A 25,967-nucleotide genomic window follows, 5' to 3' on the forward strand; every position below is an offset into this window, starting at 1 on the left:
CCGTCCGGCCGCCGGGTGCGGCCGCCGGGTCACGGCCGCCGCTCGTGGCCACCCGTCACGGCCGCCGGTCGTGTTCGGCTCCCGCACCCGGCGGCCGGTGGCAGCCGGCTCCCCGGCCGGCCGCCGGTCGCGGTCAGTCGCCGGGGCCCTGCCCGTCCACCGCTCTGCGCCACTGTGCGACGGCCCGGGCCGAGACGGGTCCGTCCCAGCCGTCCGGACGGGCCGCCCCGCCGATGTGGAAGCCGTCGATGCCGGCCTCCAGCAGTGTGGGCACGTGCTCCAGGCGCAGGCCGCCGCCCACCAGCACCTGCTGCTCGTACCCGGGCTCCCCGCGCCGGCCCGCCTCGGCGCACAGCGTGGGGAGGCCGTCGTCGACGCCGGTCGGCGAGCCCGCCGTGAGGTAGGTGTCGAGGCCGGGCAGGCCGTCGAGCTGCTTGCGCAGGGCGTCCCGGTCGGCGGCGCGGTCGATCGCGCGGTGGAAGGTCCACCGGCAGCCGTCCAGCTCGCCGACGAGCCGCTCCACCGCGTCGAGGTCCACCCCGCCGTCCGCGGCGAGGAACCCGAGCACGAACTCCTCCGCCCCGGCCTCGCGCATCTCGTACGCGGCGCCCGCCAGCCGGTCGAGGTCGCCCGCCGCGAACCCGTCCGCCAGCCGCAGCATCACCCGCAGCGAGAGGTCGACGGCCCCGCGGATCCCGGCGACGGTCCCGGCCGACGGGGTGAGCCCGTCGGCCGCCATGTCGGTCACCAGCTCGAGGCGGTCCGCACCTCCCGCCTGGGCGGCGACCGCGTCCTCGACGTCGAGGGCGATCACCTCCAGGACTGCACGCTTGCTCATGGGGCCCCATTCATCGGCGTTCGCCGGTACGCACCGGCATCGGACGGCGGCTACAGGTCTAGTCCAATCCAAGCCTACGCCCGCACCCCGGGGATCCGCGCCCCCGGCACCGCGCCGGGGCCTCGGTGTCCCCGCCTCAGTCCCCGAAGATGTTCAGCTCCGCCGCCTCCACCCCGGCCAGCTCGTACGCGGCGCCGTCCACCGGCCGCCCCGCGTACAGCCGCACGAGCGTCGGCCCGTCCCCGATGTAGCGGGCCGGGGGCCGCTCCCCCGAGGCGTCGCCCAGCCGCAGCGGCTCGTCGGCGTCGTCGAGGTCGGCGTGCAGCGGGAGGTGCCCCTTCAGGGAGGTGACCTGGGCCAGCAGGGCGAGCGCGTGGGGCAGGCCGGCGCCCGCGTACGCGCCCGGCTCCCCGAACGCCTCGCGCACGTCCCCGGCGTGCACCCACTCCCCCAGCGCGAGCACGTCCAGCGCCCCGCCCGCCTTCGCGATCACCGGCCCGGCCCCGGTCATCCCGCGCTCCAGCTCGTCGACGACACGCCGGTTGTCCCACCCGGCCCGCTCGGCGATGTCCCGGTCGTTGGACTCGGGCGAGAACACCCCCTTCTCGAACCGGTTCTCCAGGACCCGTGTGAACGCGGCCGAGCAGTGCGCCAGCACGTCCCGCACCGTCCACCCCGGACAGGCCGCGACCGGCAGCGCGAAGTCGGCGTCGTCCCTCGCCCGCAGCAGCGGGATCAGCGCGTCCCGCTCGACGGTCAGCAGCCGCCCGGGCAGCTCGGGGTCTCGTACGTTCTGCACATCCGCGGGAGTCGTCATGAGCACCACGCTAGTGCGCGGGAGGCCCCGCCGACGCGCACTCGGCGCCGGCGGGGCCTCCTCACGGCCCGGAGCGCTGCGGCGGCCCTCGCCGGAAGGCCGGGCTCCAAGGGGTCGGCGCCGCCGTCAGAGGCCTGCGGCGAGTTCCCCCAGGACCCGGGCCGCCGGCGCCGGGTCGACCAGCCACTTCAGGTGGCTGCCCCCGAGGGTGCGGACGTCGTACGGGTTGTCCGGCGTCAGCTCGTTCCCCTCGCGGATCAGCCGGTCCTGCATGACGAGCGGCATGCTCGCGTCGTCGGCCAGGCGGACGAAGGTCTTCGGGACGCGGCCCCAGGTCGCGGCCTGCGCCCGGTCGGCGGAGGTGCCGACGTCCAGGTTCTCGTCGGGCTGGAAGGTGTTGAGGAAGGTCAGGAACTCCTCGTCGGTGCCGTCGGCGAGGAAGGCCGCCTTGAACGCCGCGAGGGCGTCCGGGTCCGCGGTGCGGAAGTTGACGCGGAGCAGGCCGAGTTCGGCGGGGTTCCCGGCCATCGCCAGGCCCAGGGAGGCGGCGTCGACCGTGGCCATCTCCGGCTCGGCGTAGTAGTCGTTGACGTCCAGGGCGACCGGGCACCAGGCCGCCACGTAGACGATGCGGTCGATCAGGTCCGGCCGCGCGTTGGCCGCGGCCGTGGCGGTGATGCCGCCGCGGCTGTGGGCGACCAGGATCACGGGGCCGTTCCGCTTGGCCCGTTCCAGGGCCCCGATCAGGTGCGCGGCGTTGTCGGCGAGCGTGACGCCCTTGATCGCGCCGGGCGCGGCGGCGAGCCCTTCGGGGTCCTGCGGCGCCTGGTAGGCACGGGTGTAGGTCGCCCCGAATCCGTGGCCGGGCAGGTCGACGGCGGCCGAACGGTGCCCGAGGAGGCCGAGTTCGGCCTGGAGCGGCGCGAAGGAGAAGGAGTTCGCGAAGGCTCCGTGGACGAGGACGAACGTCGGCTGCGTCTGGCTGCTCATCTTCCGGTCTCCTTGGACGGGGGCGGCACGCGCGTCACGGCCGGTCGAGGAGCCCCGGGGCGGCGTGCGGACGGTTGTGCGAGATCCGGCGGCCCACCTTACCCAGCGGAAGATCATCCGTACTACCCGTAACCGGCCCTTCCGCTTGTGTGGTGCGCCCCGCCCGCCGGGCCGCTCGGGGACGGCGGACCCGGCGGGAGGAGGGGGTGCGGGCCGGGGCGGACCCCTGACGCACCGGGGCGCGCACCGGGAGCACGACCGGGAACAATGTCCCCATGGCCGACACCGACGCCCTGCGTGCCCGTTTCGCCCGCGCCCTGGAAGGGGCCCGGGGCCCCGGGGGCGGCCCCGACCCCGCGCCCTACGCCGACAACCTGCTCGGCCGCTGGCAGGAGCCGCAACGGCACTACCACACGCTCGCCCACCTGACCGCCGTCCTGGACCGCGTCGACGAGCTGGAGCGGTACGCGGACGACCCGGACGCCGTACGGCTGGCCGCCTGGTTCCACGACGCCGTGTACCAGCCCGACCGGTCCGAGAACGAGGAGCGCTCGGCGCGGCTGGCCGAGCGGGCGCTGCCCGAGGCCGGGGTGCCGGCGGAGAGGACCGCCGAGGTCGCCCGGCTGGTCCGGCTCACCGTCACGCACGACCCGGCCGACGACGACCGCGACGGCCAGGTGCTGTGCGACGCCGACCTGGCGGTCCTCGCCTCGCCGCCGTCGGCGTACGCCGCCTACACCGCCGCCGTCCGCGAGGAGTACCACTTCGTGCCGAACGACGCCTTCCGCGCGGGCCGGGCCGACGTGCTGCGCCAACTCCTCGCCCTGCCCCGCCTGTTCCGCACCCCCCACGGGCGCGAGCACTGGGAGGCCACCGCCCGCTACAACATGCGCGGCGAGCTGGAAATGCTGTCGCCCGGAGCCGTACCGCCCGCATAGCCTGCCGGGCATGCGTGCTGTGGGAGCGGAACAGGTGGAGGAAGCCGTCGCGGGCTGCGTGGCGGCGCTGGGGGCGGTCGCCGACCGGGACTGGGAGGGGGTGAGGGCGGGACGGCTGGAGTGGAGCTGCCGGGAGACGGCGGTGCACATCGCCGTGGACCTCATCACGTACGCGGGACGGCTCGCCGCACGCGCGCGGGACGCGCACGTGCCCTTCGAGATCACCCTCGGCGGCGCCGGCGACGGCCCGGACGCCGCCGGCAACACGGACGTCCTCGAGGTGATCGGCACCACCGGCGCCCTGCTCGCCGCCGCCGTCCGCACCACCCCGCGCGCGGTCCGCGCCTTCCACCCGTACCCCTTCCGGCACGCGAACCGCGAGGGCTTCGCCGCGATGGCCGTGGCCGAGGTGCTGCTGCACACGCACGACATCACCGAGGGCCTGGGCGTGCCGTACGAACCGCCCGCCGAACTGGCGTCCTTCGTCCTCACCCGGATCTTCCCGCAGGTCCGCCCCGGCCCCGCCCCCTGGCGGACCCTGCTGTGGGCCACCGGGCGCGGCGAGCTGCCGGGCCGGGAGCCCGTCACGGACTGGCGCTGGTGCAACAACCCGGTGCTGCGGACCGAGCGGCTCACCCTGGAGGGCGTCACCCCGGCGGCCGCCGCCGACCTGTCCGTGGGCGGCGACGGCGGGTTCGCCTGGGTCGGCCCGGGGCCGTTCGAGGGCACGCGCGAGGGCGCCGGGATCGTGGTGAAGCAGTACGAGGAGGGGCTGTTCCGCCCCGAGTGGGGCATGTACGTGCTGGTCCGGCGCGAGGACGACCGCGCGGTGGGCGCGATGGGCTTCCACGGCGCCCCGGACGGGGACGGCCGCGTGGAGATCGGCTACGACCTCTCCGAGGGTGCCCGCGGCCGGGGTTACGCGACCGAGGCGCTGCGCGCGCTGTCGGCCTGGGCGCTGGAGCAGGACGGCGTGCGGACCGTGGTCGCCACCGTCGAGCGGGAGAACGCGCCCTCCCGGAACGTGGTCGCCCGCGCCGGGTTCACCCTCGTGTCCGAGGACGGCGCGCAGTTCGTCTACGAACTGCGCGGCTGAGCCGCGCCCTTGCGCCGCCGCAGCCCCGCCCCGTGCAGCAGCCGCACCACCTCGCGGCTGCTGACCTCGACCGCCCCGGCGCGCACGGCGTCGGCGTACCGGTGCCGGGGGATGTCGTAGTGGTCGCGTTCGAAGGCGCGGCGGGGGACGCCCAGGCGGTCGGCGAAGGCGTGCAGTTCGGCGTAGGAGACGTCGCTGACGAGGTGGGACCACATCCGGCCGTGGCCCGGCCAGACGGGCGGGTCGATGTACACGGTCACGAGGAGGCCGACCCGCCCAGCGCGCCCACCGCCGCGACCTTCACGCCCGCCTTGTGGCACACCCAGTGCGGGTCGGGGCCGAGTTCGGGTTCCACGTCCAGCGCGTGCGGGTCGCCGGAGCCGCACACCGGGCACAGCGGCCAGCGGCCGTACCGGTCCAGCAGGGCGTCCTGGACGTCCTGGGCGACCAGTCCGGCGAGGAACCCCACGCCGTCCGGCCACTGCTGGACCCACCAGCGGCGCCGGGTGATGGACTCCTCGACCAGGGAGACCACGTCCGCCTCGGCGACCTCGCGTGCGACCAGATCGGCGAGCACGAGGGCGCGGGCCGCGTGCAGCGCCTGTTCCAAAGAGCTGACAGGGTGTGCCTGGGGGTCACCGTGGGGGTCCATGTCCCCATTGTGCGCACTCTTGACCCCACCGCCGAGCCGAAAATATCTTTCACCGTGTGACCCGGCATGTGAAGGAAATTTTCGGAGACGGGCGCGGTCCCCGTGCCGGCGGTACCGCCGGCGGTGACGCCCCCGCGCCCCCGCGCCCGCCGCCCTCGCGGCCAAGGTGCGCACGCTGGCTCCGTCGATGACCCGTTCCATGCAGCGGGTCGCCGAGGCCGTCGCCGCCGACCCGGCGGGCTGCGCGGCCCTCACGGTCACCGGACTCGCCGAGCTCACCGGCACCAGCGAGGCCACCGTCGTGCGCACCGCCCGTCTGCTCGGTTATCCGGGCTACCGCGACCTGCGCCTGGCGCTGGCCGGCCTGGCCGCCCAGCAGCAGTCGGGCCGCGCCCCCGCCATCACCACCGACATCGCGGTCGACGACCCCATCGCCGATGTCGTCGCCAAGCTCGCCTACGACGAGCAGCAGACCCTCGCCGACACCGCGGCCGGCCTGGACACCGTCCAGCTCGGCGCGGCCGTGGCCGCCCTGGCGGCCGCCCGCCGCACCGACGTGTACGGCGTCGGCGCGTCGGGGCTGGTCGCCCAGGACCTCACGCAGAAGCTCCTGCGCATAGGACTGATGGCCCACGCCCACAGCGACCCGCACCTCGCCGTCACCAACGCGGTGCAACTGCGCGCGGGGGACGTGGCGATCGCCGTCACGCACTCCGGGTCGACCGGGGACGTCATCGAGCCCCTCCGGGTGGCCTTCGAACACGGGGCGACGACGGTGGCGGTGACCGGCCGTCCGGACAGCCCCGTCACGCAGTACGCCGACCACGTGCTGACCACGTCCACGGCCCGCGAGAGCGAGCTGCGCCCGGCCGCGATGTCGTCCCGGACCGGTCAGCTGCTGGTGGTGGACTGCCTGTTCGTGGGCGTCGCCCAGCGCACGTACGAGTCGGCGGCCCCGGCGCTGTCGGCCTCGTACGAGGCGCTGGCGCACCGGCACCGGAGCGTGGCGCGGTAGGACACGGGAGACGTGGGGGACACACGGGGACGCGGGGGACACAGGAGGGGCGACGGCCGTGGAAAGCTGCGGGGGGGTTCGCGGGGGCGCGGCCGGTCGCGCCCGGGCGGCGGAGCCGCACATCGAGACGCCGGACCGACCGAAGAGAGCCGTTCCATGACCCACACGCCCCACTCCCCTGATCTGCGCGCCGAGTTGGAGACCCTGACCACCGAGGCGTTCCGCCCGGAGCTGGCGGACGTCGACCGGCTGCCCACCCTCGACATCGCCCGGCTGATGAACGGCGAGGACGCCACCGTCGCCGGTGCCGTGGCCGAGCGGCTGCCCGAGATCGCCGCCGCGATCGACGCCGTCGCCGACCGGATGGCCCGGGGCGGCCGGCTGGTCTACGCGGGCGCGGGCACCGCGGGCCGGCTGGGCGTCCTGGACGCCTCCGAGTGCCCGCCCACCTTCAACACCGACCCGTCGCGGGTCGTCGGCCTGATCGCGGGCGGCCCCGACGCCCTGGTCACCTCGGTCGAGGGCGCCGAGGACTCCCGGGAGCTGGCCGAGTCCGACCTGGCCGCGCTGGCGCCGACCGCCGACGACACGGTGGTCGGCGTCTCCGCCTCCGGCCGCACCCCGTACGCCGTCGGCGCCGTCGCGTACGCCCGCGCGCGCGGCGCCCTGACCGTGGGTCTGGCCTGCAACCCGGGCAGCGCGCTGGCCGCGGCGGCCGAGCACGGCATCGAGGTGGTCGTCGGCCCGGAGCTCCTCACCGGCTCCACCCGCCTCAAGGCCGGCACGGCGCAGAAGCTGGTGCTCAACATGATCTCGACGATCACGATGATCCGGCTGGGCAAGACGTACGGGAACCTGATGGTCGACGTCCGCGCCTCCAACGACAAGCTCCGCGCCCGCTCCCACCGCATCGTCGCCCAGGTGACGGGCGCCGAGGACGCCGACGTCCAGCGCGCCCTGGCCGCCACGGACGGCGAGGTGAAGCAGGCGATCCTGGTCCTGCTCGCCGACGTGGACGCGCCCACGGCCGCGCGCCTGCTGCGGGACACCCGCGGCCACCTGCGCGCGGCGCTGGCGGCGGCGGGGAGCTGACGCCGCGGGTCCGGGCGTGATCCGGTGCGGCTCGGCCGTGACACGGCCGAGCCGCGGGGTGCCGCCGGCGGCTGCCGCGGCCCCGTCCCCCGCCCCGTCGCGGAGACGGCGGCCGCGGTGGCCGCCGGAGCCGGCGGGAGGGACGGTCCTCGTACAGTGGGAACACCCGGGCCCACCGGGCCCGCCCCCTTTCGCCCCCGACGGAGACCGACCCATGAACCACGCGCAGCTCGCCGCCCTGGGCCGCGCCCTCCGTGTCCTCGGTGAGCACGGCGAGGCGCTCGGCGCCGACACCCCGGACGCCCGGCTGCACGAGGTGAAGGCCGACCTGCGGCGGGCCCTGGAGCTGCTGGAGGAGGGCGTCACCACGGCCGCGCCCAGCACGCGCTGCCCCGAGCACCCCACCGGACCGGTCGACGAGAGCGCCCCCGACCTGTGCCTGCTGTGCGAGACCCGGCGCCGTGCCGCCCGCCGCGCCGAGTTCAACGGCCCGCCCCCGCCGCCCGAGCCCACCGGGCCCGTCCCCTCCCGGTACGGGGTCCGCGGTGACCGCCCCCAGCCGCAGCAGCGCTGGCTGCCGGAGCTGTGGAACGGCCAGGCCTGGCAGCTGTGCGGCACCCCGCGCCGGGACCGGCGCGAGGCCGAGCTGTACATCGCGGCCCAGCGGCGCGGGCCCCGCCCGGCGACGGCGTACCGGATCGTGCACGAGTTCACCGACTACGAGGTGCTGCGCGTGTGGGGGACGCCGGTCAGGGTCGACATCGAGCCCATGGGCAACCTCTAGGACCCCGCCCGGCCCCGCCCGGCCCCGGCGGCGCTCGTGACGCCGGACGGCCGCCGCCCCCGGGTTCCCGCGCACGCGGACGGCCGCCGTCCCGGGACCCCGGGGCGGCGGCCGTCCGCCGCGGTGACCGCTGCCCCTACGCCCTGGAGGCCTCCGCGGCCGCCCCGGGCGCGTCCCCGGCGACGGTGTGCGCCTCCACCGCCGAGGCGGACCGGCGCGGGACGAGGGCGGCGACGGCGAAGCCGAGGAGCGCCGCCCCGGCCCCGAGCGCCAGGACCGTGCGGAAGCCGCCCTCGGACGGCAGCGCGTGCGTACCGAACCGCGTGGTCATCTGGGCGAGCACCACACCCGCGACGGCGCTGGCGACGGACGTGCCGATGGACCGCATGAGGGTGTTGAGGCTGTTGGCGGCGCCCGTCTCGGAGGCGGGCACGACGCCCATGATCAGCGCGGGCATCGCACCGTAGGTGAAGCCGATGCCGGCCCCGATGACGCAGGACGCCAGCACGAAGTGCCAGACCTGGTCCATCAGCAGGACGTTCAGACCGTAGCCGGCGGCCACGACGAGGGCGCCGGTCATCAGCGTCACCTTCGGGCCCCTGGCGCGGGAGACGAGCGCGGACACCGGGGCCAGCGCCATCATCACCAGGCCGGACGGCGCCATGACCAGTCCGGCGGCCAGCAGCGACTGGCCCAGTCCGTAGCCGGTCCGCTCGGGCAGCTGCAGCAGCTGCGGGACGACCAGGGACATCGAGAACATCGAGAAGCCGATCGCCACCGAGGCGAGGTTGGTGACCAGCACCTGGGGGCGGGCCGTGCTGCGCAGGTCCACCAGCGGCTGGTCGACACGCAGTTCGAAGAGGCCCCAGGCCACCAGGACGACGACGGCCGCCGCGGACAGGCCGAGGGTGGTGCCGCTCGACCAGCCCCAGTCGCCGCCCTTGGAGATCGCCAGCAGCAGGCAGACCAGACCGGCCGCCATTCCGGCCGAGCCGACGACGTCGAACCGGCCGCCGGTGCGCACCTTCGACTCCGGCACCAGGAACGCCACCATGACCAGGGCGACCACGCCCAGCGCGGCCGAGGTCCAGAACAGCGCGTGCCAGTCGAGGTTGTCGGCGATGAGCGCGGCGGCGGGCAGGCCGAGTGCGCCGCCGACGCCGAGGGAGGCGCTGATCATCGCGGTCGCCGAGCCCAGCCGCTCCGCGGGCAGTTCGTCGCGCAGGATGCTGATGCCGAGCGGGATCACACCGGACGACAGGCCCTGCAGGGCCCGGCCGACGATCACCGGGACCAGCGAGTCACTGAGTCCGGCGACCACGGAGCCGATCACCAGCATGGTCATGCTGAGCAGCAGCATGCGGCGCTTGCCGTACATGTCGCCGAGGCGGCCCACGACCGGGGTCGCGACGGCCGCGGCGAGCAGGGTCGCGGTGACGGCCCAGGCGGTGTCCGACGCGGGGGCGTCCAGGTACTGCGGCAGCTGCCCCACGATCGGGATCACCAGGGTCTGCATCAGCGAGACCACGATGCCGCTGAAGGCCAGCACGGCCACCACGGCGCCGGGTCGGGGCGGCGCGGGGGTGCCGGTCGCGGCGGGTCGGGCGGGTGCGTCGGACATGAGGGAGGTCTCCGGGGACTCGGGTCACATCTACTTGTCTCAGGCAACCTTATGCATATTGCTTGACTTAAGCAAGTTAATGGGGAGTGACGGGAAACGGTACGGCCGCGCACGGGGCGCGGCCGTACCGGCGGCATGACGGGCCGGCGGGACGGCCGGCCGGTGGGTCAGCTCAGGGACCTGAGCGACGCGGCGTCGTAGGGCGCGAGCTCGTCGAAGCGGCCGTCGAGCACCTTGGCCGCCCAGTTCGGGTCCTGGAGCAGGGCCCGGCCCACGGCCACGAGGTCGAACTCGTCCCGCTCCATCCGGTCGAGCAGGTTGTCGAGGCCGCCCACGGCGGCCCCCTCCCCCTGGAACGCCTTGAGGAAGTCACCGCCGTCCAGGCCGACCGACCCGACGGTGATGGCCGGCCGCCCGGTCAGCTTCTTCGTCCATCCCGCCAGGTTGAGGTCGGCGCCCTCGAACTCGGGGACCCAGTAGCGGCGCGTGGAGGCGTGGAAGGCGTCGACACCGGCCGCGGCGAGCGGGGACAGGATGGCCTCCAGCTCCTGCGGGGTCTCGGCGAGGCGGGCGTCGTAGGCGTCCTGCTTCCACTGCGAGTAGCGGAAGATCACCGGGAACTCCGGGGAGACCGCCTCACGGACCGCCGCCACGATCTCCGTCGCGAACTTCGCACGGGCCACCGGGTCACCGCCGTAGGCGTCGGTACGGCGGTTGGTGCCGGCCCACAGGAACTGGTCGATGAGGTAGCCGTGGGCACCGTGCAGTTCGACGCCGTCGAAGCCGATCCGCTCGGCCGCGGCGGCGGCCTCCGCGAAGGCGCCGATCACGTCGTCGAGGTCCTGCCGGGTCATGGCCCTGCCGTCCTCGGTGCCGTCGAGCCGCAGCCCGGACGGCCCGACGGCCGGAGCGCCGGCGAACGGCGGCTCCCCCTGCTTGCGCACCATGCCGATGTGCCAGAGCTGGGGCACGATCGTGCCGCCGGCCGCGTGCACCGCCTCGGCGACCTTCGCCCAGCCCGCGAGCTGCTCCTCCCCGTGGAACCGCGGCACCCGGTCGCTCTGCCCGGCGGAGGGGTGCCCGACGTACGTGCCCTCGGTGACGATCAGCCCGACACCGGCGGCGGCACGGCGGGAGTAGTACGACACCACGTCCTCGCCCGGGACGCCGCCCGGCGAGAACATCCGGGTCATCGGCGCCATGGCGATGCGGTTCGGGACGGTCAGGCCGTTGATCACGGCCGGACGGGAGAGGATCCGGGCCGCGCGGGAGGCGGTGCCGGAGACCTCGGGGGCTTCGGAGGGGGTGACGGTCACGTGGGGCTCCTCGTCGAGATACCGAAAGGTATGTGCGCATGCATCCACCGCACGTCGACGACAACCGGGGAGCCGGGGGGCGGCATTCCCCCCGCCGGGACCGTCCGGACGTGACCCCGGCCACATGCGCCTTTCCCCGCGCCGGGAGTACGGTCCCCCGATGAGGACACGAACCCTGCGCTTCGGCCTGTACGCGGACGAGGAGGCACTGGCGTGGGTCGACACGATCGTCGACGGGGCCGTGGCGTCCCGCGGCGCCCGGATCGCCGGGCGGACCGTCGCCCGCACGTCCCCCGACGGCGGGACGACGACCGCCGAGCTCTACGACTTCCTGGCGGAGCAGTGGGCCTGGGAGCATCCGGGCCAGAGCGGCGGCACGCGCGAACCGGTCGAACTGCGCGTCCGCCTGGTGTGCTCCCTGCGGACCTGGCGGGCGGTGCGCAAGGCGGTGCTGCGGGGCCTGTGCCCGCAGGGCACGGCGCCGCACACCTGCCGCGTCCCCTGGTTCGCCGCCTGACCCCTTCCCCCGCACACGTCCCTCTCCCCCGCACACGCCCGAGGGCGGCACCCCCTGCCGGAACAGGGGGTGCCGCCCTCGGTACTGACGGACCGGGTCCGAACCTGAACGGTCAGGCTCAGAAGTCCATGTCACCGCCCGGCATGCCGCCGCCGGCCGGGGCCGCGGCCTTCTCCGGCTTGTCGGCGATGACGGCCTCGGTGGTGAGGAACAGCGCGGCGATCGACGCGGCGTTCTGCAGCGCGGAGCGCGTCACCTTGGCCGGGTCGATGATGCCTTCCTTGACCAGGTCGACGTACTCGCCGGTCGCGGCGTTCAGGCCGTGGCCCGGGGTCAGGTTGCGCACCTTCTCCACCACGACGCCGCCCTCGAGGCCGGCGTTCACGGCGATCTGCTTCAGCGGGGCCTCCAGGGCCAGCTTCACAGCGGCGGCACCGGTCGCCTCGTCGCCCTCGAGCTCCAGCTTCTCGAAGACCTGGGAGGCCTGCAGCAGGGCCACGCCACCACCGGCGACGATGCCCTCCTCGACGGCCGCCTTGGCGTTGCGGACGGCGTCCTCGATGCGGTGCTTGCGCTCCTTGAGCTCCACCTCGGTGGCGGCGCCGGCCTTGATGACCGCGACACCGCCGGCGAGCTTCGCCAGGCGCTCCTGCAGCTTCTCGCGGTCGTAGTCGGAGTCGCTGTTCTCGATCTCGGCGCGGATCTGGTTCACGCGGCCCGCGACCTGGTCGGCCGAGCCGGCACCGTCGACGATGGTGGTCTCGTCCTTGGTGATGACGACCTTGCGGGCCTTGCCCAGGAGGTCGAGCGTGGCGTTCTCCAGCTTGAGGCCGACCTCCTCGGAGATGACCTCGCCGCCCGTGAGGATGGCGATGTCGCCGAGCATGGCCTTGCGGCGGTCGCCGAAGCCCGGGGCCTTGACGGCGACGGACTTGAAGGTGCCGCGGATCTTGTTGACGACCAGGGTCGACAGGGCCTCGCCCTCGACGTCCTCGGCGATGATCAGCAGCGGCTTGCCCGACTGCATGACCTTCTCCAGGAGCGGGAGCAGGTCCTTGACGTTGGAGATCTTGGAGTTCGCGATCAGGATGTACGGGTCGTCGAGGACGGCCTCCATACGCTCCATGTCGGTGGCGAAGTACGCCGAGATGTAGCCCTTGTCGAAGCGCATACCCTCGGTGAGCTCCAGCTCCAGACCGAAGGTCTGGGACTCCTCGACGGTGATGACGCCTTCCTTGCCGACCTTGTCCATGGCCTCGGCGATGAGCTCGCCGATCTGGACGTCGGCGGCGGAGATGGAGGCCGTGGAGGCGATCTGCTCCTTGGTCTCGACGTCCTTCGCCTGCTCGAGCAGGGCACCGGAGACGGCCTCGACGGCCTTCTCGATACCGCGCTTCAGGGCCATCGGGTTGGCACCGGCGGCGACGTTGCGCAGGCCCTCCTTGACCAGGGCCTGGGCGAGAACGGTCGCGGTGGTCGTACCGTCACCGGCGACGTCGTCCGTCTTCTTGGCGACTTCCTTGACCAGCTCGGCGCCGATCTTCTCGTACGGGTCCTCGAGCTCGATCTCCTTGGCGATGGAGACACCGTCGTTGGTGATCGTGGGCGCGCCCCACTTCTTCTCGAGGACGACGTTGCGGCCCTTGGGGCCGAGCGTCACCTTCACGGCGTCCGCGAGCTGGTTCATGCCGCGCTCGAGGCCGCGCCGCGCCTCCTCGTCGAACGCGATGATCTTGGCCATGTGAAGTGGTCCCTCCAGGACTGGGGGTGATTCCTTCGGACCGCGCCCGCGCCCGCGACGGACGGCTCGTCGGCCTTGTGGTTCCTTGCCCCACCCGGCCCACGGGCCTCACCGACCCGGTCCTTCGTTGTCACTCTCACCTTCAGAGTGCTAACGCCAATGATTAGCACTCGACCCACCCGAGTGCAAGGTGCGCCCGCGAAGCGGGCTCGATGGGGGGTGGTGGTCGGGTGACGGGCGGGCGCAAGGTGCGCCCGCGAAGCGGGCTCGATGGGGGGTGGTGGTCGGGTGACGGGCGGGCGCAAGGTGCGCCCGCGAAGCGGGCTCGATGGGGGGTGGTGGTCGGGTGACGGGCGGGCGCAAGTGCCTACGGGGCTCGAGGGGCGCGCTCAGCCGCGCGCGAACACCCCCGCACGCGCCGCCCGCTCCCGGGCATGGCGAAGGGCCCGCACCCCGGGAGGCGCGGGCCCTTCGTCGGCAGAAGATCCTTGCGGCTGGTAGCGCGTTCAGGCGGTGACGCGAACCATGTCGGCCTGCGGGCCCTTCTGGCCCTGCGAGATCTCGAACTCGACCCGCTGGCCCTCTTCCAGGGTGCGGTAGCCGTCCATCTGGATCGCGCTGTAGTGGACGAAAACATCCGCACCACCGTCGACCGCGATGAAGCCGTACCCCTTCTCCGCGTTGAACCACTTGACGGTGCCCTGAGCCATGCCTAACTCCCCTATTACTGGCCCTTGCACAGATCCACACTTCGCGGATCCGGGTCAGACCTCACCCCCCAACGGTTGGGGGCGTGCGCCGGAACGCGTCGACCGCGGCTGAATGTATCTGCCCAACTGCCGTCTGCAACAGGTCAATCGGACGAGAAATCTGGACGCCACGGGCCCGGAATGTGGCGAGAATTCACCCGAATGCAGGGCAAGTCGGGCTACACAAAGGGCGCAAATGCCGCGACGGAGACCCACACTTTGGCTACATCCAGTCGGGTGCGCGGCAGGAATTCAAGGTTCCCGATCAGCGGATCGGGGGCGTGTTCCCCAACTCTACCGCGCTCAACCCCATGGAATTGCCCCCTCCGCTTCTCTCACGGAGGGGGCAGTGCGACGAACGCCGGGTAACCGGAATTACCGACGGTAATGATCAGCCGCCGGCGACCGCCGGGATGATGGAGACGCCCGCGCCGTCCGGGGTGGCCGTCTGGAGACCCTGCTCGAAGCGCACGTCGTCGTCGTTGACGTAGACGTTGACGAAGCGGCGCAGCCTGCCCTGGTCGTCCAGGACCCGGGCGGCGATCCCGGTGTGGTTCTTCTCCAGGTCCTCGATGACCTCGGCGAGGGTGGCGCCCTCGGCGTCCACCTCGGCCTTGCCGCCGGTGTAGGTGCGCAGGATGGTGGGGATGCGGACGGTCACGCTCATGCGAGGCCTGCCTCTCGGAACGACTCCAGGTTGGGGCGGATGGTCGCGGTGAGGCCGGTGCCGGCCACCGCGTCGAGGGTCTTCAGGCCGTCACCGGTGTTGAGCACGACGGTGGTCCCGGCCGGGTCGAGCACGCCGTCGTCGATGAGCTTCTTCGTCACGCCGACCGTCACACCGCCCGCCGTCTCGGCGAAGATGCCCTCGGTGCGGGCGAGCAGCCTGATGGCGTCCACGACCTGCTCGTCCGTCACGTCCTCCACCGCACCGCCCGTACGGCGCGCGATGTCCAGGACGTACGGGCCGTCGGCGGGGTTGCCGATGGCGAGCGACTTGGCGATGGTGTTCGGCTTCTGCGGCCGGACGACGTCGTGCCCCGCCTTGTACGCGGCCGACACCGGCGAGCAGCCCTCGGCCTGCGCACCGAAGATCTTGTACGGCTTCTCCTCGACCAGACCGAGCTTGATCAGCTCCTGCAGCCCCTTGTCGATCTTCGTGAGCTGCGAGCCGGACGCGATCGGGACGACGATCTGGTCCGGCAGCCGCCAGCCGAGCTGCTCGCAGATCTCGTACGCGAGGGTCTTCGAGCCCTCCGCGTAGTACGGCCGCAGGTTGACGTTGACGAAGCCCCAGCCCTCGCCGGCCGGGTCGCCGATCAGCTCGGAGCAGAAGCGGTTCACGTCGTCGTAGTTGCCCTCGATGCCGACGAGCTCGCCGCCGTAGACCGCGGCCATGACGACCTTGCCCTGCTCCAGGTCGTGCGGGATGAACACGCAGGAGCGCAGTCCGGCGCGCGCGGCGGCGGCGCCGACGGCGCCGGCCAGGTTGCCGGTGGAGGAGCAGGACAGGGTGGTGAAGCCGAAGGTGCGGGCGGCCTCCAGGGCCTGGGCGACCACGCGGTCCTTGAAGGAGTGCGTCGGGTTGCCGGAGTCGTCCTTGACGTACAGGCCGCCGGTGACGCCGAGTTCGCGGGCGAGGTTGTCGGCCTTGACGAGCTTGGTCCAGCCGGGGTTGAGGTTCGGCCGGGTCGCCACGTCCGCCGGGACGGGCAGCAGCGGCGCGTAGCGCCAGATGTTCGCGGGGCCCGCCTCGATCCGCTTGCGGAGCTCCTCGGTGTCGTAGTCCGAGAAGTCGTAGGCGATCTCCAGCGGGCCGAAACACTCCTCGCAGGCGAAGACCGGGCCGAGCGGCACGCGGTGACCGCACTCGCGACAGGAGAGCGCGGCGGCGGGGCCCAGGTCGACGGAGGGAGCGGCGGAATCGGTGGTGCTTGCAACGGTCTGCACAGCCATGTGAGGCGAGGCCCTTTCTCCTCATCTTCCTCACGACGCATCTCGCCGTGAGACGGATTTGGCACCTTCCCTAGCCGGGAGCCTCGCGGTGCGATCAACGGTGATCTACGAGAACCGGCTGGAGGGTTGCCGGGGCTTCATCGGGCCGTGTCCCTCTGCCCCTCTGGATGAGCGGTGTTCAGTTGTCCGCGCGGCGACCCCGGCATGCGATGGTCATCCGCGCTGTTCAAGACTGTAACCGAAGGCCAGGACAATGGAGATAGTCGTCCGAACCGCGAGATGGATCACAGAAGTGAGGAGCCGCAGACCGTGCTGGAAGAAGTCGAGCGCTGGCTGAGCGAACGCTCCTGGTCGGTGACCGACCGTCCGCTGCACCAGATCATGGCGGCCAAGCGCGCCACCGGGCGGACGGTCAGCGTGGTGCTGCCCGCGCTCAACGAGGAGGAGACGGTCGGCGCCATCGTCTCGGCGGTCCGGCGCGACCTGGTGCTCCGGGTGCCGCTGGTCGACGAGGTCGTGGTCGTCGACTCCGGCTCGACCGACCGCACGGCCGCGGCGGCCGCCGCGGCCGGGGCGACGGTGGTGCACCGGGACGCGATCCTGCCCCGCATCCCGGCCGTGCCCGGCAAGGGCGAGGTGCTGTGGCGCTCCCTGCTCGTCACCCGCGGCGACATCGTCTGCTTCGTCGACGCCGACCTCAGGGAGTTCTCCTCCGACTTCGTCTCCGGCATCGTCGGCCCGCTGCTCACCGACCCGGACGTCCACCTGGTCAAGGCCATGTACGACCGGCCGCTCACGGTGCCCGGCAAGGACGCCCCCGGCACGGTCGCCGCCGGCCAGGGCGGCCGGGTCACGGAGCTGATGGCCCGCCCGCTGCTCAACATGCACTGGCCGCGGCTGGCCGGCTTCGTCCAGCCGCTCGGCGGCGAGTACGCGGCCCGCCGCTCCCTGCTGGAACGGCTCCCCTTCCCCGTCGGCTACGGCGTGGAGCTCGGCATGCTGGTCGACGCCCTGCACCTGGTCGGCCTGGACGCCCTGGCCCAGGTCGACGTCGGCGTCCGCATCCACCGCCACCAGGACGGCCAGGCCCTCGGCCGCATGGCCGCCGCGATCTACCGCACCGCCCAGCTCCGGCTGGCCCGCGGCCACCTGATCCGCCCGGCCCTCACCCAGTTCGAGCGGACGGGCGACACCTTCGAGCCCCGTACGTACTCCGTCGACACGGAGGAGCGGCCGCCGATGGCGGAGATCGCGGAGTACCAGGCACGGGAGGTGGCCTGACCGGGCCCGCGGTGGACGGCCGATCCGTACGTTTGAGCGTTCGGGGGCGGGCTAGGTTGAGGTCTATGGCTTCCACGCAGGCTGCTCAGGGTGCTCAGGTGCTGGTCGCGTCGAATCGCGGACCCGTCTCGTACACGGTGGGGGAGGACGGTTCGCTGCGGGCCAGACGGGGCGGCGGCGGACTGGTGTCCGGACTGTCGGCGATCGGTCCGGAGGCGGGGGCGCTGTGGGTGTGCTCGGCGCTGTCCGACGGCGACCGCGAGGCCGTGCGGCGCGGGGTCGGCGAGGACGGCGTGCGGATGCTGGACATCCCGGCGGACGTGCACGCCGACGCGTACAACGGGATCGCCAACTCGGTGCTGTGGTTCGTGCACCACATGCTGTACCAGACCCCGCTGGAGCCGGTCTTCGACGCGGAGTTCCGGCGGCAGTGGGCGTCCTACGAGACGTACAACCGCGCCTTCGCCGAGGCGCTGGCCGAGGAGGCGGCGCCCGGGGCGGCGGTGCTGGTGCAGGACTACCACCTGACGCTGGTCCCCGGGATGCTCCGCGCGCTCCGCCCCGACCTGCGGATCGGCCACTTCTCGCACACGCCGTGGGCGCCGCCGGAGTACTTCCGGATGCTGCCCGACGACATCGCCGGCCAGGTGCTGCGCGGGATGCTGGGCGCCGACCGGCTGGGCTTCCTCACCCACCGCTGGGCGGACGCGTTCACCGCGTGCTGCGAGCGGTTCGCGGACGGCACCGGGGACACGCGGATCGGCGTGCACGGGCTGGGGGCCGACGCGGACTTCCTGCGCGCCCGGTCCCACGAGGCGGACGTCGAGGAGCGGATCGTCGCGCTGCGGGAGGAGATCGGCACGGCTCCCGACGGCGGCGCGCGCAGGACGATCGTCCGGGTCGACCGGACCGAGCTGTCGAAGAACATCGTGCGCGGCCTGCTGGCCTACCGGCAGCTGCTGGAGGACCACCCCGAGTGGCGCGAGCGCGTCGTGCACGTCGCCTTCGCCTACCCCTCGCGCCAGGACCTCGCGGTGTACCGCGCGTACACAGCCGAGGTCCGGCGGGTGGCGGAGGAGATCAACGAGCGGTACGGGACGCCGGGCTGGACCCCGGTCGTGCTGCACGTCAAGGACGACTTCGCCCGGTCGCTGGCGGCGTACCGACTGGCCGACGTGGCCCTGGTCAACCCGATCCGCGACGGCATGAACCTGGTCGCCAAGGAGGTGCCGGTCGTCTCCGACGCGGGCTGCGCGCTGGTGCTGTCGCGGGAGGCGGGCGCCCACGAGGAGCTGGGCGAGGACGCGATCACCGTCAACCCGTACGACGTCGTCGACACGGCGAGGGCGCTGCACGAGGCGCTGTCGACGGCGCCGGAGGAGCGGGCGGCGCGCTCCAAGCGGCTGGCCGCGGCGGCGACCGCGCTGCCGCCGGCGCGGTGGTTCCTGGACCAGCTGGACGCGCTGCGGGAGGGGACGCCCGGCTGACCGGGTGAGGCCGGCCGGTCCGGCCGGCCGGTACGACCGGTCGCGCAGGCGTGCGAGCGCCGGAGCGTGGATAGGTTGGCGACATGGGCAACCCTACGGATTCCACGGACCCGAACACGACGGACCCGGACGCGGTGAACCCGGGTACGACGGACCCGGACGCGACGGACCCCGGTGCCGCCGGCCGCCTGCCCGCGCCCGCCACGCGGGCCGGGCGGGAAGGACTGGAGGCGCTCCTGGCGCGTCCGGAACGGGCGCTGGTCGCCTTCGACTTCGACGGGACGCTCGCACCGATCGTGCCCGACCCGGAGCAGGCCCGCGCGCACCCCGGCGCGGTGCCCGGGCTCGCCGCGCTCGCCCCGAAGGTGGCGGCCGTCGCGGTCGTCACCGGGCGGCCCGCCGGAGTGGCCGTGCGGCACGGCGGTTTCGCGGGCGTGCCCGGCCTGGAGCACCTGGTCGTTCTCGGCCACTACGGGGCCGAGCGCTGGGACGCGGTGACCGGCACGGTCACCGCGCCCGCCCCGCACCCCGGGGTCGCCGCCGCCCGGGCGGAACTGCCGGGGCTGCTCGACCGGGTCGGCGCGTGGCGGGGCACCTGGATCGAGGAGAAGGGCCGGGCGGTGGCCGTCCACACCCGCCGGGCCGCCGACCCCCGGGCCGCCTTCGAGGCGCTGCGCGAGCCGCTGACCGGCCTCGCCACCCGGCACGGCCTGGTCGTCGAGCCCGGCCGCATGGTCCTGGAGCTGCGCCCGCCCGGCATGGACAAGGGCGTCGCCCTGGCGGAGTACGCCCGTGAGATCGGCGCCGAGTCGGTCCTGTACGCCGGTGACGACCTGGGCGACCTCCCCGCCTTCGCCGCCGTCGACAAGCTCCGCTCCGACGGCACGCCCGGCCTGCTGGTGTGCAGCGGCAGCGACGAGGTCACCGAGCTGAGGGAGCGCGCGGACGTAGTGGTCGACGGCCCGGCGGGCGTGGTGGACCTGCTGCGGGCCCTGGCGGCCCGGATCGACTGACGACGCCCGCCGGCCGCCCGGCCGCCCGGCCGCCCGGCCGCCCGGCCGCCCGGCCGGCGGGAGCGACCGCGCCCCCGCGGGCGGTGCGCCCCGGGGAACGGACCCGCCCGGACCGCGGCGGCGCACGGTGCGGCCGCCCGCCCCGCCGCGCGTGCGGCCGCCCGGGCGCCGTCGTCAGCGCTGTGCGCGGCGGGCCTCCCTCACCCGCCGCAGGCGGTTCACCGTCAACGGGTCGTGGGCCAGGGCGCGCGGGTCGTCGAGCAGGGCGTTGAGGAGCTGGTAGTAGCGCACCGGGGCCAGGCCCAGCTCCTCGCGTATCGCCCGCTCCTTCGCGCCGGGGCCGGAGAAGCCACGGCGTTCCAGCGCGAGGATGTCCTGTCCGCGTCGGTCCAGCCGCTCCTCGTCCATGGTGCGCACGGTAGCCCCTGCCACTGACAGGGGCCCGCGGGGGCCGGGCGGCGCCTACTCCGCGTTCTCCGCCCGGGTGGCCGTCGCCTGGATCCCGCCCAGGACGCTCGCCGGGCTGCCGCCCGGGGCGACCGCCTTGCCGATCCTCTTCTTGATCTCCGCGCTGACCGTGGCCCAGGAGTTGGCGCCGACCGGGTAGAGCTCCGAGGTGGGCAGCTGGTCGAGGAAGGGCTTGAGGTGCTTGTCCTGCGCGGACGCGCTCATCGTGCGGGACGCGGAGTTGGTGACCGGCAGCAGGTCGTACTCGCGGGAGAAGTCGAGCACGTTCTTCTCGCTGTAGACGAAGTCGAGGAACTCCCCGGCCTCGTCGCGGTGGCCGTTCTTCTTGAAGGCCATCATCCAGTCGGCGACGCCGAGCGTGGACCGGCTCTCGCCGTCGGCCCCCGGCAGCGGCACCATGCCGTACTCCACGCCCTTCTTCCGGGCCATCTCCATCAGCGAGGGGTGGCCGTTGAGCATGCCGACGTCACCGGCGGCGAACGCGGCGAACGCCTCGGCCCGGTCGAGCTCGCCGGGCGCGACCGGACCGGTCAGGCCCTTGCCGACCAGCTCGTTCTTCAGCCAGTTGAACGTCTCGACGTTCTCCACCGAGTCGATGCTGTACGTGCCCATCAGGTCGGTGTAGCCGCCCCCGCCGCTGAGCAGCCACTGCATGGTCTCGGCCTGCGCCTCCTCCGGGCCGAGCGGCAGCGCGTAGGGGTACTTCACGCCCTCGGCCTTGAGCGCCTCGGCGTTCGCGGCGAGCTCGTCCCAGGTCGTCGGCGGGGTGATGCCGGCCTCGGCGAACAGCTCCTTGTTGTAGAAGAGCACGCGCGTGGAGGAGGCGAAGGGCATGCCGTACTGGATCCCGTTGACCTCGCCCGCCGTGGCCAGCTGGGAGAGGAAGTCCGCCTGGACGGGGATGGAGAGCAGGTCGTCGGCCTTGTAGAGCAGGCCGTCGGCCGCGTAGTCGGCGTACGCGCCGATCTGCGCCAGGTCCGGCGGGTCGCCCGCGTCGACCATCTCCTTGACCTTGCGGTCGACGTCGGTCCAGGAGTGGACGCTGACGTCGACCGTCACGCCGGGGTGGTCGGCCTCGTACCGCTCGACCAGATCGGCCCAGTACTTCTCGGAACTGTCGGCCGCGCCGTTGCCGTAGTCGGCGGCGACCAGCTTCAGGGTCACGTCGGAGGAACCGCCGTCACCGCATCCGCCGAGGACCCCCATCAGCCCCAGCGCGGACACCACCGCGATCGTCCTTGCCCTGGCCCGCCGCTGCACTGCTCTCAACCTCAACCCTGACGCCCCGCGTCATCCGAAGACTTTCCGATTATCGAAACAAGGTCTACACCACGTAAGTGGACTAGACCTCTCGCGGGTCTCCGGTCCACACTGTCCCCCGTGAGACATGTCATCGCCCTCGACGTGGGCGGCACCGGGATGAAGGCCGCCCTGGTCGGGGCGGACGGCGCGCTGCTGCACCAGGCCCGCCGGGCCACCGGTCGCGAACGCGGTCCGGACGCCGTCGTCGCGGACATCCTCGACTTCGCCGCCGAGCTGCGCGCCCACGGCATCGAGCACTACGGCGCGCCCGCCCGCGCCGCCGGCGTCGCCGTCCCCGGCATCGTCGACGAGGCGGAGGGCGTCGCCGTCTACGCGGCCAACCTCGGCTGGCGCGACGTCCCGCTGCGCGCGCTGCTCACCGAACGCCTCGGCGGCGTCCCCGTCGCCCTCGGCCACGACGTGCGCACCGGCGGGCTCGCCGAGGGGCGGATCGGGGCGGGCCGGGGCACCGACCGGTTCCTGTTCGTGCCGCTGGGCACCGGGATCGCGGGCGCCATCGGCATCGACGGCCGGGTGGAGGCGGGCGCGCACGGCTTCGCGGGCGAGATCGGCCACATCGTCGTACGGCCCCGGGGCACCCCCTGCCCGTGCGGTCAGCGCGGCTGCCTGGAGCGGTTCGCGTCCGCGTCGGCGGTGAGCGAGGCGTGGGCGGCGGCCTGCGGCGATCCCGGCGCGGACGCGGCCGACTGCGCCAAGGCCGTGGAGTCGGGGGACGCACGGGCCCGCGCGGTGTGGCAGGAGGCGGTCGACGCGCTCGCCGACGGGCTGGTCACCGCGCTCACCCTGCTGGACCCGCGCACGCTGATCATCGGTGGCGGGCTGGCCGAGGCGGGGGAAACCTTGTTCTCACCACTGCGGGAGGCCGTCCGGCGGCGGGTCACCTTCCAGAAGCTGCCGTCCCTGGTCCCCGCGGCGCTCGGGGACACCGCCGGATGCCTGGGCGCGGGACTCCTCGCCTGGGATCTCCTCGAAACCGCCGATCCCTCGGACCCCTCAGCCCCCTCGGAGGTACCCACCTGATGGCCCCCACCAAGGTTCTCACCGGTGCCCGGGTGGTACTGCCCACCGGGACCGTGGACGACGGCCGCGTGATCGTCGACGGCGCGCGGATCGCCGCCGCCGTCCCCGGGGGCGCCGAGAACACCGAGACGCTCGACGCGTCCGGCCACTGGCTGGTCCCCGGCTTCGTCGACCTGCACAACCACGGCGGCGGCGGGGCGTCCTTCACCTCCGGGACGGCCGACGACGTCCTCAGGGGCATCCGCACCCACCGGCTGCACGGCACCACCACCCTGGTCGCCTCCACCGTCACCGGCGACACGGACTTCCTCGCCCGGCGCGCCGGCCTGCTGGCCGAGCTGGCCGAGCAGGGCGAGATCGCGGGCATCCACTTCGAGGGTCCGTTCATCTCGCCGTGCCGCAAGGGCGCCCACTCCGAGGAGCTGCTGCGCGACCCGGACCCGGCGGAGGTCCGCAAACTCCTCGACGCGGCGCGCGGGCACGCGAGGATGGTCACGCTCGCCACCGAGCTGCCGGGCGGCCTCGACTCGGTGCGCCTGCTGGCCGAGCACGGCGTGATCGCCGCCGTCGGCCACACGGACGCGACGTACGAGCAGACGGTGCAGGCCATCGAGGCCGGCGCCACGGTCGCCACCCACCTCTTCAACGCGATGCCGCCCCTCGGCCACCGCGCCCCCGGCCCCATCACGGCCCTCCTGGAGGACGAGCGGGTCACGGTGGAGCTGATCAACGACGGCACGCACCTGCACCCGGCCGCGCTGCGGCTGGCGTTCCACCACGCGGGCGCGGCACGGGTCGCGTTCATCACGGACGCGATGGACGCGGCCGGCTTCGGCGACGGCCGCTACATGCTCGGCCCGCTGGAGGTGGAGGTCGCGGACGGCGTGGCCCGGCTGGTGGAGGGCGGCTCCATCGCGGGCTCGACCCTCACCCTGGACCGCGCCTTCCGGCGGGCGGTCACGGTCGACGGGCTGCCGGTCGAGGACGCGGTCGCGGCGCTCTCCGCCAACCCGGCGCGGCTGCTGGGCATGGACGACCGGATCGGCTCCCTGGAGCCCGGGAAGGACGCCGACCTGGTGGTTCTGGACGCGGACTTCGCGCTCAAGGGCGTGATGCGCCGGGGCGAATGGGTGGTCGATCCCCAACTGGGCCGGTCCGTCCCGTAGTCGAAGGGCGTCGCGGAAGGACGGTGGCCGGTCCCGGGGGTGGGCCGACCGCCGTCTCTTTGGCATGATCGTGCCTCCGGGACACACGGCAGGCGCAGGCAAAAGGGGAGGTCGGCCCGGTGATCCTCACAGTCACGCTGAACACCGCTCTCGACATCACCTATCGCGTGCCGTCCCTGCGGCCGCACGCCTCCCACCGCGTCTCGGACGTGACGGAACGCCCCGGCGGCAAGGGCGTCAACGTGGCCCGGGTGCTCGCGGCCCTCGGCCACGAGGTGACGGTCACCGGCTTCGCGGGCGGCGCGACGGGCCGGATCCTGCGGGACCGGCTCACCGAGGTGCCGGGCGTGCTGGACGCGCTGGTCCCGGTGGCCGGCACGACCCGGCGCACCATAGCCGTGGTCGACGAGCGCTCCGGGGGGACCACCCAGCTCAACGAGCCCGGCCCGGCCGTCACCCACGCCGAGTGGTCCGCCTTCCAGGAGGCGTACGAGGGCCTGCTGGCGTCGGCGTCGGCGGTAGCCCTGTGCGGCAGCCTGCCCCCGGGCGTCCCGGTCGGCGCCTACGCCGGACTGACCCGCACCGCCCGGGCGGCCGGGGTCCCGGTCCTGCTGGACACCAGCGGGGCGGCGCTGCGCCGCGGGGTCGCCGGGCGGCCCGACGTCCTCAAGCCGAACGCCGAGGAACTGGCCGAGCTCACCGGCTTCCACGAACCGCTGCGCGCCACCCAGGACGCCCGCCGCCGCGGCGCCGGCGCGGTGGTCGCCTCCCTGGGCCCCCAGGGGGTCCTCGCGGTGACCGCCCAGGGCCACTGGCGCGCCGCCCCGCCGGCCGATCTGCGCGGCAACCCCACGGGTGCCGGCGACTCGCTGGTCGCGGGCCTGCTCTCGGGCCTGGTGGAGCAGCTGCCCTGGCCGGACCGGCTGGCCCGCGCGGTCGCCCTGTCGGCGGCGACGGTGCTGTCCCCGGTGGCCGGCGAGTTCGACCGGGCGGCGTACGGGGACCTGCTGGACCGGGTCGCGGTGACGGCGGAGGCGAACGCGGCCTGAGGCCGGCCCGCCGGCCGCGCTACTTGGTGACCTGGCCTTCCTTCAGCCACAGCTGGTCCAGCAGGACGTTGCACTTGTCGCCGTCGTTGCAGGAGACCGAGATCGTGTTGGAGCCCTTGTTGAGGGTGGGCCAGGCGAAGGTCTGGGTCCAGCCCTTGGAGAAGTCGCCGTCCTTGGCGCGAGCGAAGTTGTCCATGTTCAGCTTGGAACCGAACTCCTTGCCGTTGACGGTGAGCGTCATCGACTGGGGCTCGTCGGTGGTGCTGTAGCGGACGAAGACGGTGTAGGCGCCGTCCTTCGGGATGCCGTTGACGGTCCAGGTGACCGAGGAACCCGGCTGGTTGAGGTTGGTCACGTAGATGCCGCCGTCGGACTGCGCGCCCTCGACGTCCGACGCGAGGGAGGCCGCGCCGCCCAGCCGCATCGCCTTCGCGTCGACCGTCGGCAGCTCGGCCTCCTCCTCGGCGCTCGCGCTCGCCGACGGGCTCGTCCCGTCGGTCTGGGACTGGGTCGGCGTCGCGTCCGCCTGGTTGTCGCCGCCCTTGTCCTCGTCGTCGCCGCCGATCATCGCCACGCCGATGCCGATCACGACCGCGGCGACCACCGCGATCGCGCCGACGAGCAGGCCCTTGGTGTTCGGGCCGCGGCCCCGGCCGCCCCCGCCGCGGCCCGCCGAGGGCGACTGGACGGCGGTGGCGCCGCCGGGCAGCGTCTCCGGGGCGGCGTAGTGCGCGTTCGGCTGGCCGTAGACGCCCTGCTGGGGCGGTGCCTGGGGGGCGGTGCCCGGCTGGCCGTACTGACGGGTCCCGACCGGCCGCACCCGGTTGACCGAATGGGGGTAGCCGTAGCCCCCGGACGGCGGCTGGGCCCCGTTGGCCTGGCCGTCGGCGTAGAGGTAGCCGAACGGGTCGTCGTCCTCGGGCGTGCTCGCGCCGTTGTTGCCGGGCGTCATCCCTTGGTGCTCCTAGTGCGGATCGGGTGCGGTACGAGTGGTGAGATGGCGAGCCTACCCGCTTCCGGTGACCCGAACGGGTGACG

25 protein-coding genes, 1 pseudogene and 1 riboswitch are annotated in these 25,967 nt (G+C 73.8%); of the genes and pseudogenes, 12 read left to right on the forward strand and 14 right to left on the reverse strand.

Annotated features, from left to right (window positions below):
- Positions 1-133: 133 nt before the first annotated feature.
- The 3 genes from GL259_RS18090 to GL259_RS18100 form a co-directional block, all read right to left on the reverse strand.
- The gene (locus tag GL259_RS18090) at positions 134-838 is read right to left on the reverse strand and encodes a copper homeostasis protein CutC (protein WP_159534081.1); all 705 of its coding nucleotides are present in this window, start codon (positions 836-838) and stop codon (positions 134-136) included.
- A gap of 136 nt (positions 839-974) precedes the next feature.
- Positions 975-1,655: a maleylpyruvate isomerase family mycothiol-dependent enzyme gene (locus tag GL259_RS18095; RefSeq protein ID WP_159534083.1), complete on the reverse strand. Its 681-nt coding sequence runs from the start codon at positions 1,653-1,655 to the stop codon at positions 975-977.
- 126 nt (positions 1,656-1,781) lie between these two features.
- The gene (locus GL259_RS18100) at positions 1,782-2,645 is read right to left on the reverse strand and encodes an alpha/beta fold hydrolase (RefSeq protein ID WP_159534085.1); all 864 of its coding nucleotides are present in this window, start codon (positions 2,643-2,645) and stop codon (positions 1,782-1,784) included.
- Between the two features lie 275 nt (positions 2,646-2,920).
- Here GL259_RS18100 and GL259_RS18105 point away from each other — a divergent pair, with 275 nt between their 5' ends.
- Positions 2,921-3,583 (forward strand): hypothetical protein, encoded by a 663-nt coding sequence (locus GL259_RS18105; protein ID WP_159534087.1) that lies wholly within the window; start codon positions 2,921-2,923, stop codon positions 3,581-3,583.
- Between the two features lie 34 nt (positions 3,584-3,617).
- A complete protein-coding gene (locus GL259_RS18110; RefSeq protein WP_159538735.1) occupies positions 3,618-4,679 on the forward strand; it encodes a GNAT family N-acetyltransferase in 1,062 nt (353 codons plus the stop codon).
- On the opposite strand, the gene GL259_RS18115 is transcribed toward GL259_RS18110, so the two are convergent.
- Positions 4,661-4,939, reverse strand: coding sequence for a DUF4031 domain-containing protein (locus GL259_RS18115; RefSeq protein WP_159534089.1), 279 nt, complete (start codon positions 4,937-4,939; stop codon positions 4,661-4,663). The two genes, GL259_RS18110 and GL259_RS18115, sit on opposite strands and share 19 nt — an antisense overlap.
- Complete coding sequence (locus GL259_RS18120) at positions 4,936-5,331, reverse strand: hypothetical protein (protein ID WP_159534091.1); 396 nt, start codon at positions 5,329-5,331, stop codon at positions 4,936-4,938. The genes GL259_RS18115 and GL259_RS18120 overlap by 4 nt, the downstream gene beginning before the upstream one ends.
- A 68-nt stretch (positions 5,332-5,399) precedes the next feature.
- Between GL259_RS18120 and GL259_RS18125 the strand changes: the two are divergent.
- The 3 genes and pseudogenes from GL259_RS18125 (at position 5,400) to GL259_RS18135 (ending at position 8,222) form a co-directional block, all read left to right on the forward strand.
- Positions 5,400-6,346: pseudogene (locus tag GL259_RS18125) on the forward strand (MurR/RpiR family transcriptional regulator).
- 156 nt (positions 6,347-6,502) lie between these two features.
- Positions 6,503-7,438, forward strand: coding sequence for an N-acetylmuramic acid 6-phosphate etherase (murQ, locus tag GL259_RS18130; RefSeq protein ID WP_159534093.1), 936 nt, complete (start codon positions 6,503-6,505; stop codon positions 7,436-7,438).
- Positions 7,439-7,652: 214 nt separating this feature from the next.
- Positions 7,653-8,222 carry a hypothetical protein gene (locus GL259_RS18135; protein ID WP_159534095.1) on the forward strand — a complete coding sequence of 190 codons (570 nt, stop codon included), beginning with the start codon at positions 7,653-7,655 and terminating at the stop codon, positions 8,220-8,222.
- Positions 8,223-8,358: 136 nt separating this feature from the next.
- Here GL259_RS18135 and GL259_RS18140 read toward each other — a convergent pair whose 3' ends face one another.
- Positions 8,359-9,843: an MFS transporter gene (locus tag GL259_RS18140; protein ID WP_159534098.1), complete on the reverse strand. Its 1,485-nt coding sequence runs from the start codon at positions 9,841-9,843 to the stop codon at positions 8,359-8,361.
- Positions 9,844-10,010: 167 nt separating this feature from the next.
- Complete coding sequence (locus GL259_RS18145) at positions 10,011-11,159, reverse strand: NADH:flavin oxidoreductase (RefSeq protein ID WP_159534100.1); 1,149 nt, start codon at positions 11,157-11,159, stop codon at positions 10,011-10,013.
- Positions 11,160-11,319: 160 nt separating this feature from the next.
- Here GL259_RS18145 and GL259_RS18150 point away from each other — a divergent pair, with 160 nt between their 5' ends.
- Positions 11,320-11,676, forward strand: a complete 357-nt coding sequence (locus GL259_RS18150; RefSeq protein ID WP_159534102.1) for a hypothetical protein — start codon at positions 11,320-11,322, stop codon at positions 11,674-11,676.
- Positions 11,677-11,794: 118 nt separating this feature from the next.
- On the opposite strand, the gene groL is transcribed toward GL259_RS18150, so the two are convergent.
- The 4 genes from groL to thrC all read right to left on the reverse strand — a co-directional run bounded on the left by groL (position 11,795) and on the right by thrC (position 16,122).
- Positions 11,795-13,417, reverse strand: coding sequence for a chaperonin GroEL (gene groL / locus GL259_RS18155; protein ID WP_159534104.1), 1,623 nt, complete (start codon positions 13,415-13,417; stop codon positions 11,795-11,797).
- Between the two features lie 506 nt (positions 13,418-13,923).
- Complete coding sequence (locus GL259_RS18160) at positions 13,924-14,127, reverse strand: cold-shock protein (RefSeq protein WP_004986573.1); 204 nt, start codon at positions 14,125-14,127, stop codon at positions 13,924-13,926.
- 430 nt (positions 14,128-14,557) lie between these two features.
- On the reverse strand, positions 14,558-14,833 hold the full coding sequence (locus GL259_RS18165; protein ID WP_159534106.1) for a MoaD/ThiS family protein: 276 nt from the start codon (positions 14,831-14,833) through the stop codon (positions 14,558-14,560).
- Entirely contained in the window at positions 14,830-16,122 is a 1,293-nt protein-coding gene (thrC, locus tag GL259_RS18170) for a threonine synthase (protein WP_159534108.1), read from the reverse strand. Before thrC ends, GL259_RS18165 begins: the two co-directional genes overlap by 4 nt.
- An 18-nt stretch (positions 16,123-16,140) precedes the next feature.
- Positions 16,141-16,296: riboswitch (SAM riboswitch) on the reverse strand.
- A gap of 135 nt (positions 16,297-16,431) precedes the next feature.
- Between thrC and GL259_RS18175 the strand changes: the two genes are divergently transcribed.
- From GL259_RS18175 to otsB, 3 genes are all read left to right on the forward strand, one after another.
- Entirely contained in the window at positions 16,432-17,403 is a 972-nt protein-coding gene (locus GL259_RS18175; RefSeq protein WP_159538736.1) for a glucosyl-3-phosphoglycerate synthase, read from the forward strand.
- 65 nt (positions 17,404-17,468) lie between these two features.
- The gene (locus GL259_RS18180; RefSeq protein ID WP_208026488.1) at positions 17,469-18,890 is read left to right on the forward strand and encodes a trehalose-6-phosphate synthase; all 1,422 of its coding nucleotides are present in this window, start codon (positions 17,469-17,471) and stop codon (positions 18,888-18,890) included.
- An 83-nt stretch (positions 18,891-18,973) separates the two neighbouring features.
- A complete protein-coding gene (gene otsB, locus GL259_RS18185) occupies positions 18,974-19,903 on the forward strand; it encodes a trehalose-phosphatase (RefSeq protein WP_159534110.1) in 930 nt (309 codons plus the stop codon).
- Positions 19,904-20,077: 174 nt separating this feature from the next.
- Here the strand turns inward: otsB and GL259_RS18190 are convergent, their stop codons facing one another.
- Both GL259_RS18190 and GL259_RS18195 read right to left on the reverse strand, forming a co-directional pair.
- Entirely contained in the window at positions 20,078-20,311 is a 234-nt protein-coding gene (locus GL259_RS18190; RefSeq protein ID WP_159534112.1) for a DUF3263 domain-containing protein, read from the reverse strand.
- Between the two features lie 54 nt (positions 20,312-20,365).
- Entirely contained in the window at positions 20,366-21,577 is a 1,212-nt protein-coding gene (locus GL259_RS18195; RefSeq protein WP_159538740.1) for an extracellular solute-binding protein, read from the reverse strand.
- A gap of 213 nt (positions 21,578-21,790) precedes the next feature.
- On the opposite strand from GL259_RS18195, the gene GL259_RS18200 reads away from it, so the two are divergent.
- The 3 genes from GL259_RS18200 to GL259_RS18210 all read left to right on the forward strand — a co-directional run bounded on the left by GL259_RS18200 (position 21,791) and on the right by GL259_RS18210 (position 24,929).
- A complete protein-coding gene (locus tag GL259_RS18200) occupies positions 21,791-22,714 on the forward strand; it encodes an ROK family protein (RefSeq protein WP_243762579.1) in 924 nt (307 codons plus the stop codon).
- Complete coding sequence (gene nagA, locus GL259_RS18205; protein WP_159534114.1) at positions 22,714-23,880, forward strand: N-acetylglucosamine-6-phosphate deacetylase; 1,167 nt, start codon at positions 22,714-22,716, stop codon at positions 23,878-23,880. Before GL259_RS18200 ends, nagA begins: the two co-directional genes overlap by 1 nt.
- Positions 23,881-23,999: 119 nt before the next feature.
- Positions 24,000-24,929, forward strand: a complete 930-nt coding sequence (locus GL259_RS18210; protein WP_159534116.1) for a 1-phosphofructokinase family hexose kinase — start codon at positions 24,000-24,002, stop codon at positions 24,927-24,929.
- A gap of 19 nt (positions 24,930-24,948) precedes the next feature.
- Here the strand turns inward: GL259_RS18210 and GL259_RS18215 are convergent, their stop codons facing one another.
- Positions 24,949-25,881 carry a carbohydrate-binding protein gene (locus GL259_RS18215; RefSeq protein WP_159534118.1) on the reverse strand — a complete coding sequence of 311 codons (933 nt, stop codon included), beginning with the start codon at positions 25,879-25,881 and terminating at the stop codon, positions 24,949-24,951.
- Between the last annotated feature and the right edge of the window lie 86 nt (positions 25,882-25,967).

It is taken from the genome of Streptomyces sp. Tu 3180, assembly GCF_009852415.1.
Lineage (GTDB): Bacteria > Actinomycetota > Actinomycetes > Streptomycetales > Streptomycetaceae > Streptomyces.

What these genes read in the sequence shown, in the direction of transcription:
- GL259_RS18090 (WP_159534081.1), bottom strand. Translation starts at nt 838, where the DNA reads ATGAGCAAGCGTGCAGTCCTGGAGGTGATCGCCCTCGACGTCGAGGAC.
- GL259_RS18095 (WP_159534083.1), bottom strand. Translation starts at nt 1,655, where the DNA reads ATGACGACTCCCGCGGATGTGCAGAACGTACGAGACCCCGAGCTGCCC.
- GL259_RS18100 (WP_159534085.1), bottom strand. Translation starts at nt 2,645, where the DNA reads ATGAGCAGCCAGACGCAGCCGACGTTCGTCCTCGTCCACGGAGCCTTC.
- GL259_RS18105 (WP_159534087.1), top strand. Translation starts at nt 2,921, where the DNA reads ATGGCCGACACCGACGCCCTGCGTGCCCGTTTCGCCCGCGCCCTGGAA.
- GL259_RS18120 (WP_159534091.1), bottom strand. Translation starts at nt 5,331, where the DNA reads ATGGACCCCCACGGTGACCCCCAGGCACACCCTGTCAGCTCTTTGGAA.
- murQ (WP_159534093.1), top strand. Translation starts at nt 6,503, where the DNA reads ATGACCCACACGCCCCACTCCCCTGATCTGCGCGCCGAGTTGGAGACC.
- GL259_RS18135 (WP_159534095.1), top strand. Translation starts at nt 7,653, where the DNA reads ATGAACCACGCGCAGCTCGCCGCCCTGGGCCGCGCCCTCCGTGTCCTC.
- GL259_RS18140 (WP_159534098.1), bottom strand. Translation starts at nt 9,843, where the DNA reads ATGTCCGACGCACCCGCCCGACCCGCCGCGACCGGCACCCCCGCGCCG.
- GL259_RS18150 (WP_159534102.1), top strand. Translation starts at nt 11,320, where the DNA reads ATGAGGACACGAACCCTGCGCTTCGGCCTGTACGCGGACGAGGAGGCA.
- groL (WP_159534104.1), bottom strand. Translation starts at nt 13,417, where the DNA reads ATGGCCAAGATCATCGCGTTCGACGAGGAGGCGCGGCGCGGCCTCGAG.
- GL259_RS18160 (WP_004986573.1), bottom strand. Translation starts at nt 14,127, where the DNA reads ATGGCTCAGGGCACCGTCAAGTGGTTCAACGCGGAGAAGGGGTACGGC.
- GL259_RS18165 (WP_159534106.1), bottom strand. Translation starts at nt 14,833, where the DNA reads ATGAGCGTGACCGTCCGCATCCCCACCATCCTGCGCACCTACACCGGC.
- thrC (WP_159534108.1), bottom strand. Translation starts at nt 16,122, where the DNA reads ATGGCTGTGCAGACCGTTGCAAGCACCACCGATTCCGCCGCTCCCTCC.
- GL259_RS18180 (WP_208026488.1), top strand. Translation starts at nt 17,469, where the DNA reads ATGGCTTCCACGCAGGCTGCTCAGGGTGCTCAGGTGCTGGTCGCGTCG.
- otsB (WP_159534110.1), top strand. Translation starts at nt 18,974, where the DNA reads ATGGGCAACCCTACGGATTCCACGGACCCGAACACGACGGACCCGGAC.
- GL259_RS18190 (WP_159534112.1), bottom strand. Translation starts at nt 20,311, where the DNA reads ATGGACGAGGAGCGGCTGGACCGACGCGGACAGGACATCCTCGCGCTG.
- GL259_RS18195 (WP_159538740.1), bottom strand. Translation starts at nt 21,577, where the DNA reads ATGGGGGTCCTCGGCGGATGCGGTGACGGCGGTTCCTCCGACGTGACC.
- GL259_RS18200 (WP_243762579.1), top strand. Translation starts at nt 21,791, where the DNA reads ATGAAGGCCGCCCTGGTCGGGGCGGACGGCGCGCTGCTGCACCAGGCC.
- nagA (WP_159534114.1), top strand. Translation starts at nt 22,714, where the DNA reads ATGGCCCCCACCAAGGTTCTCACCGGTGCCCGGGTGGTACTGCCCACC.
- GL259_RS18215 (WP_159534118.1), bottom strand. Translation starts at nt 25,881, where the DNA reads ATGACGCCCGGCAACAACGGCGCGAGCACGCCCGAGGACGACGACCCG.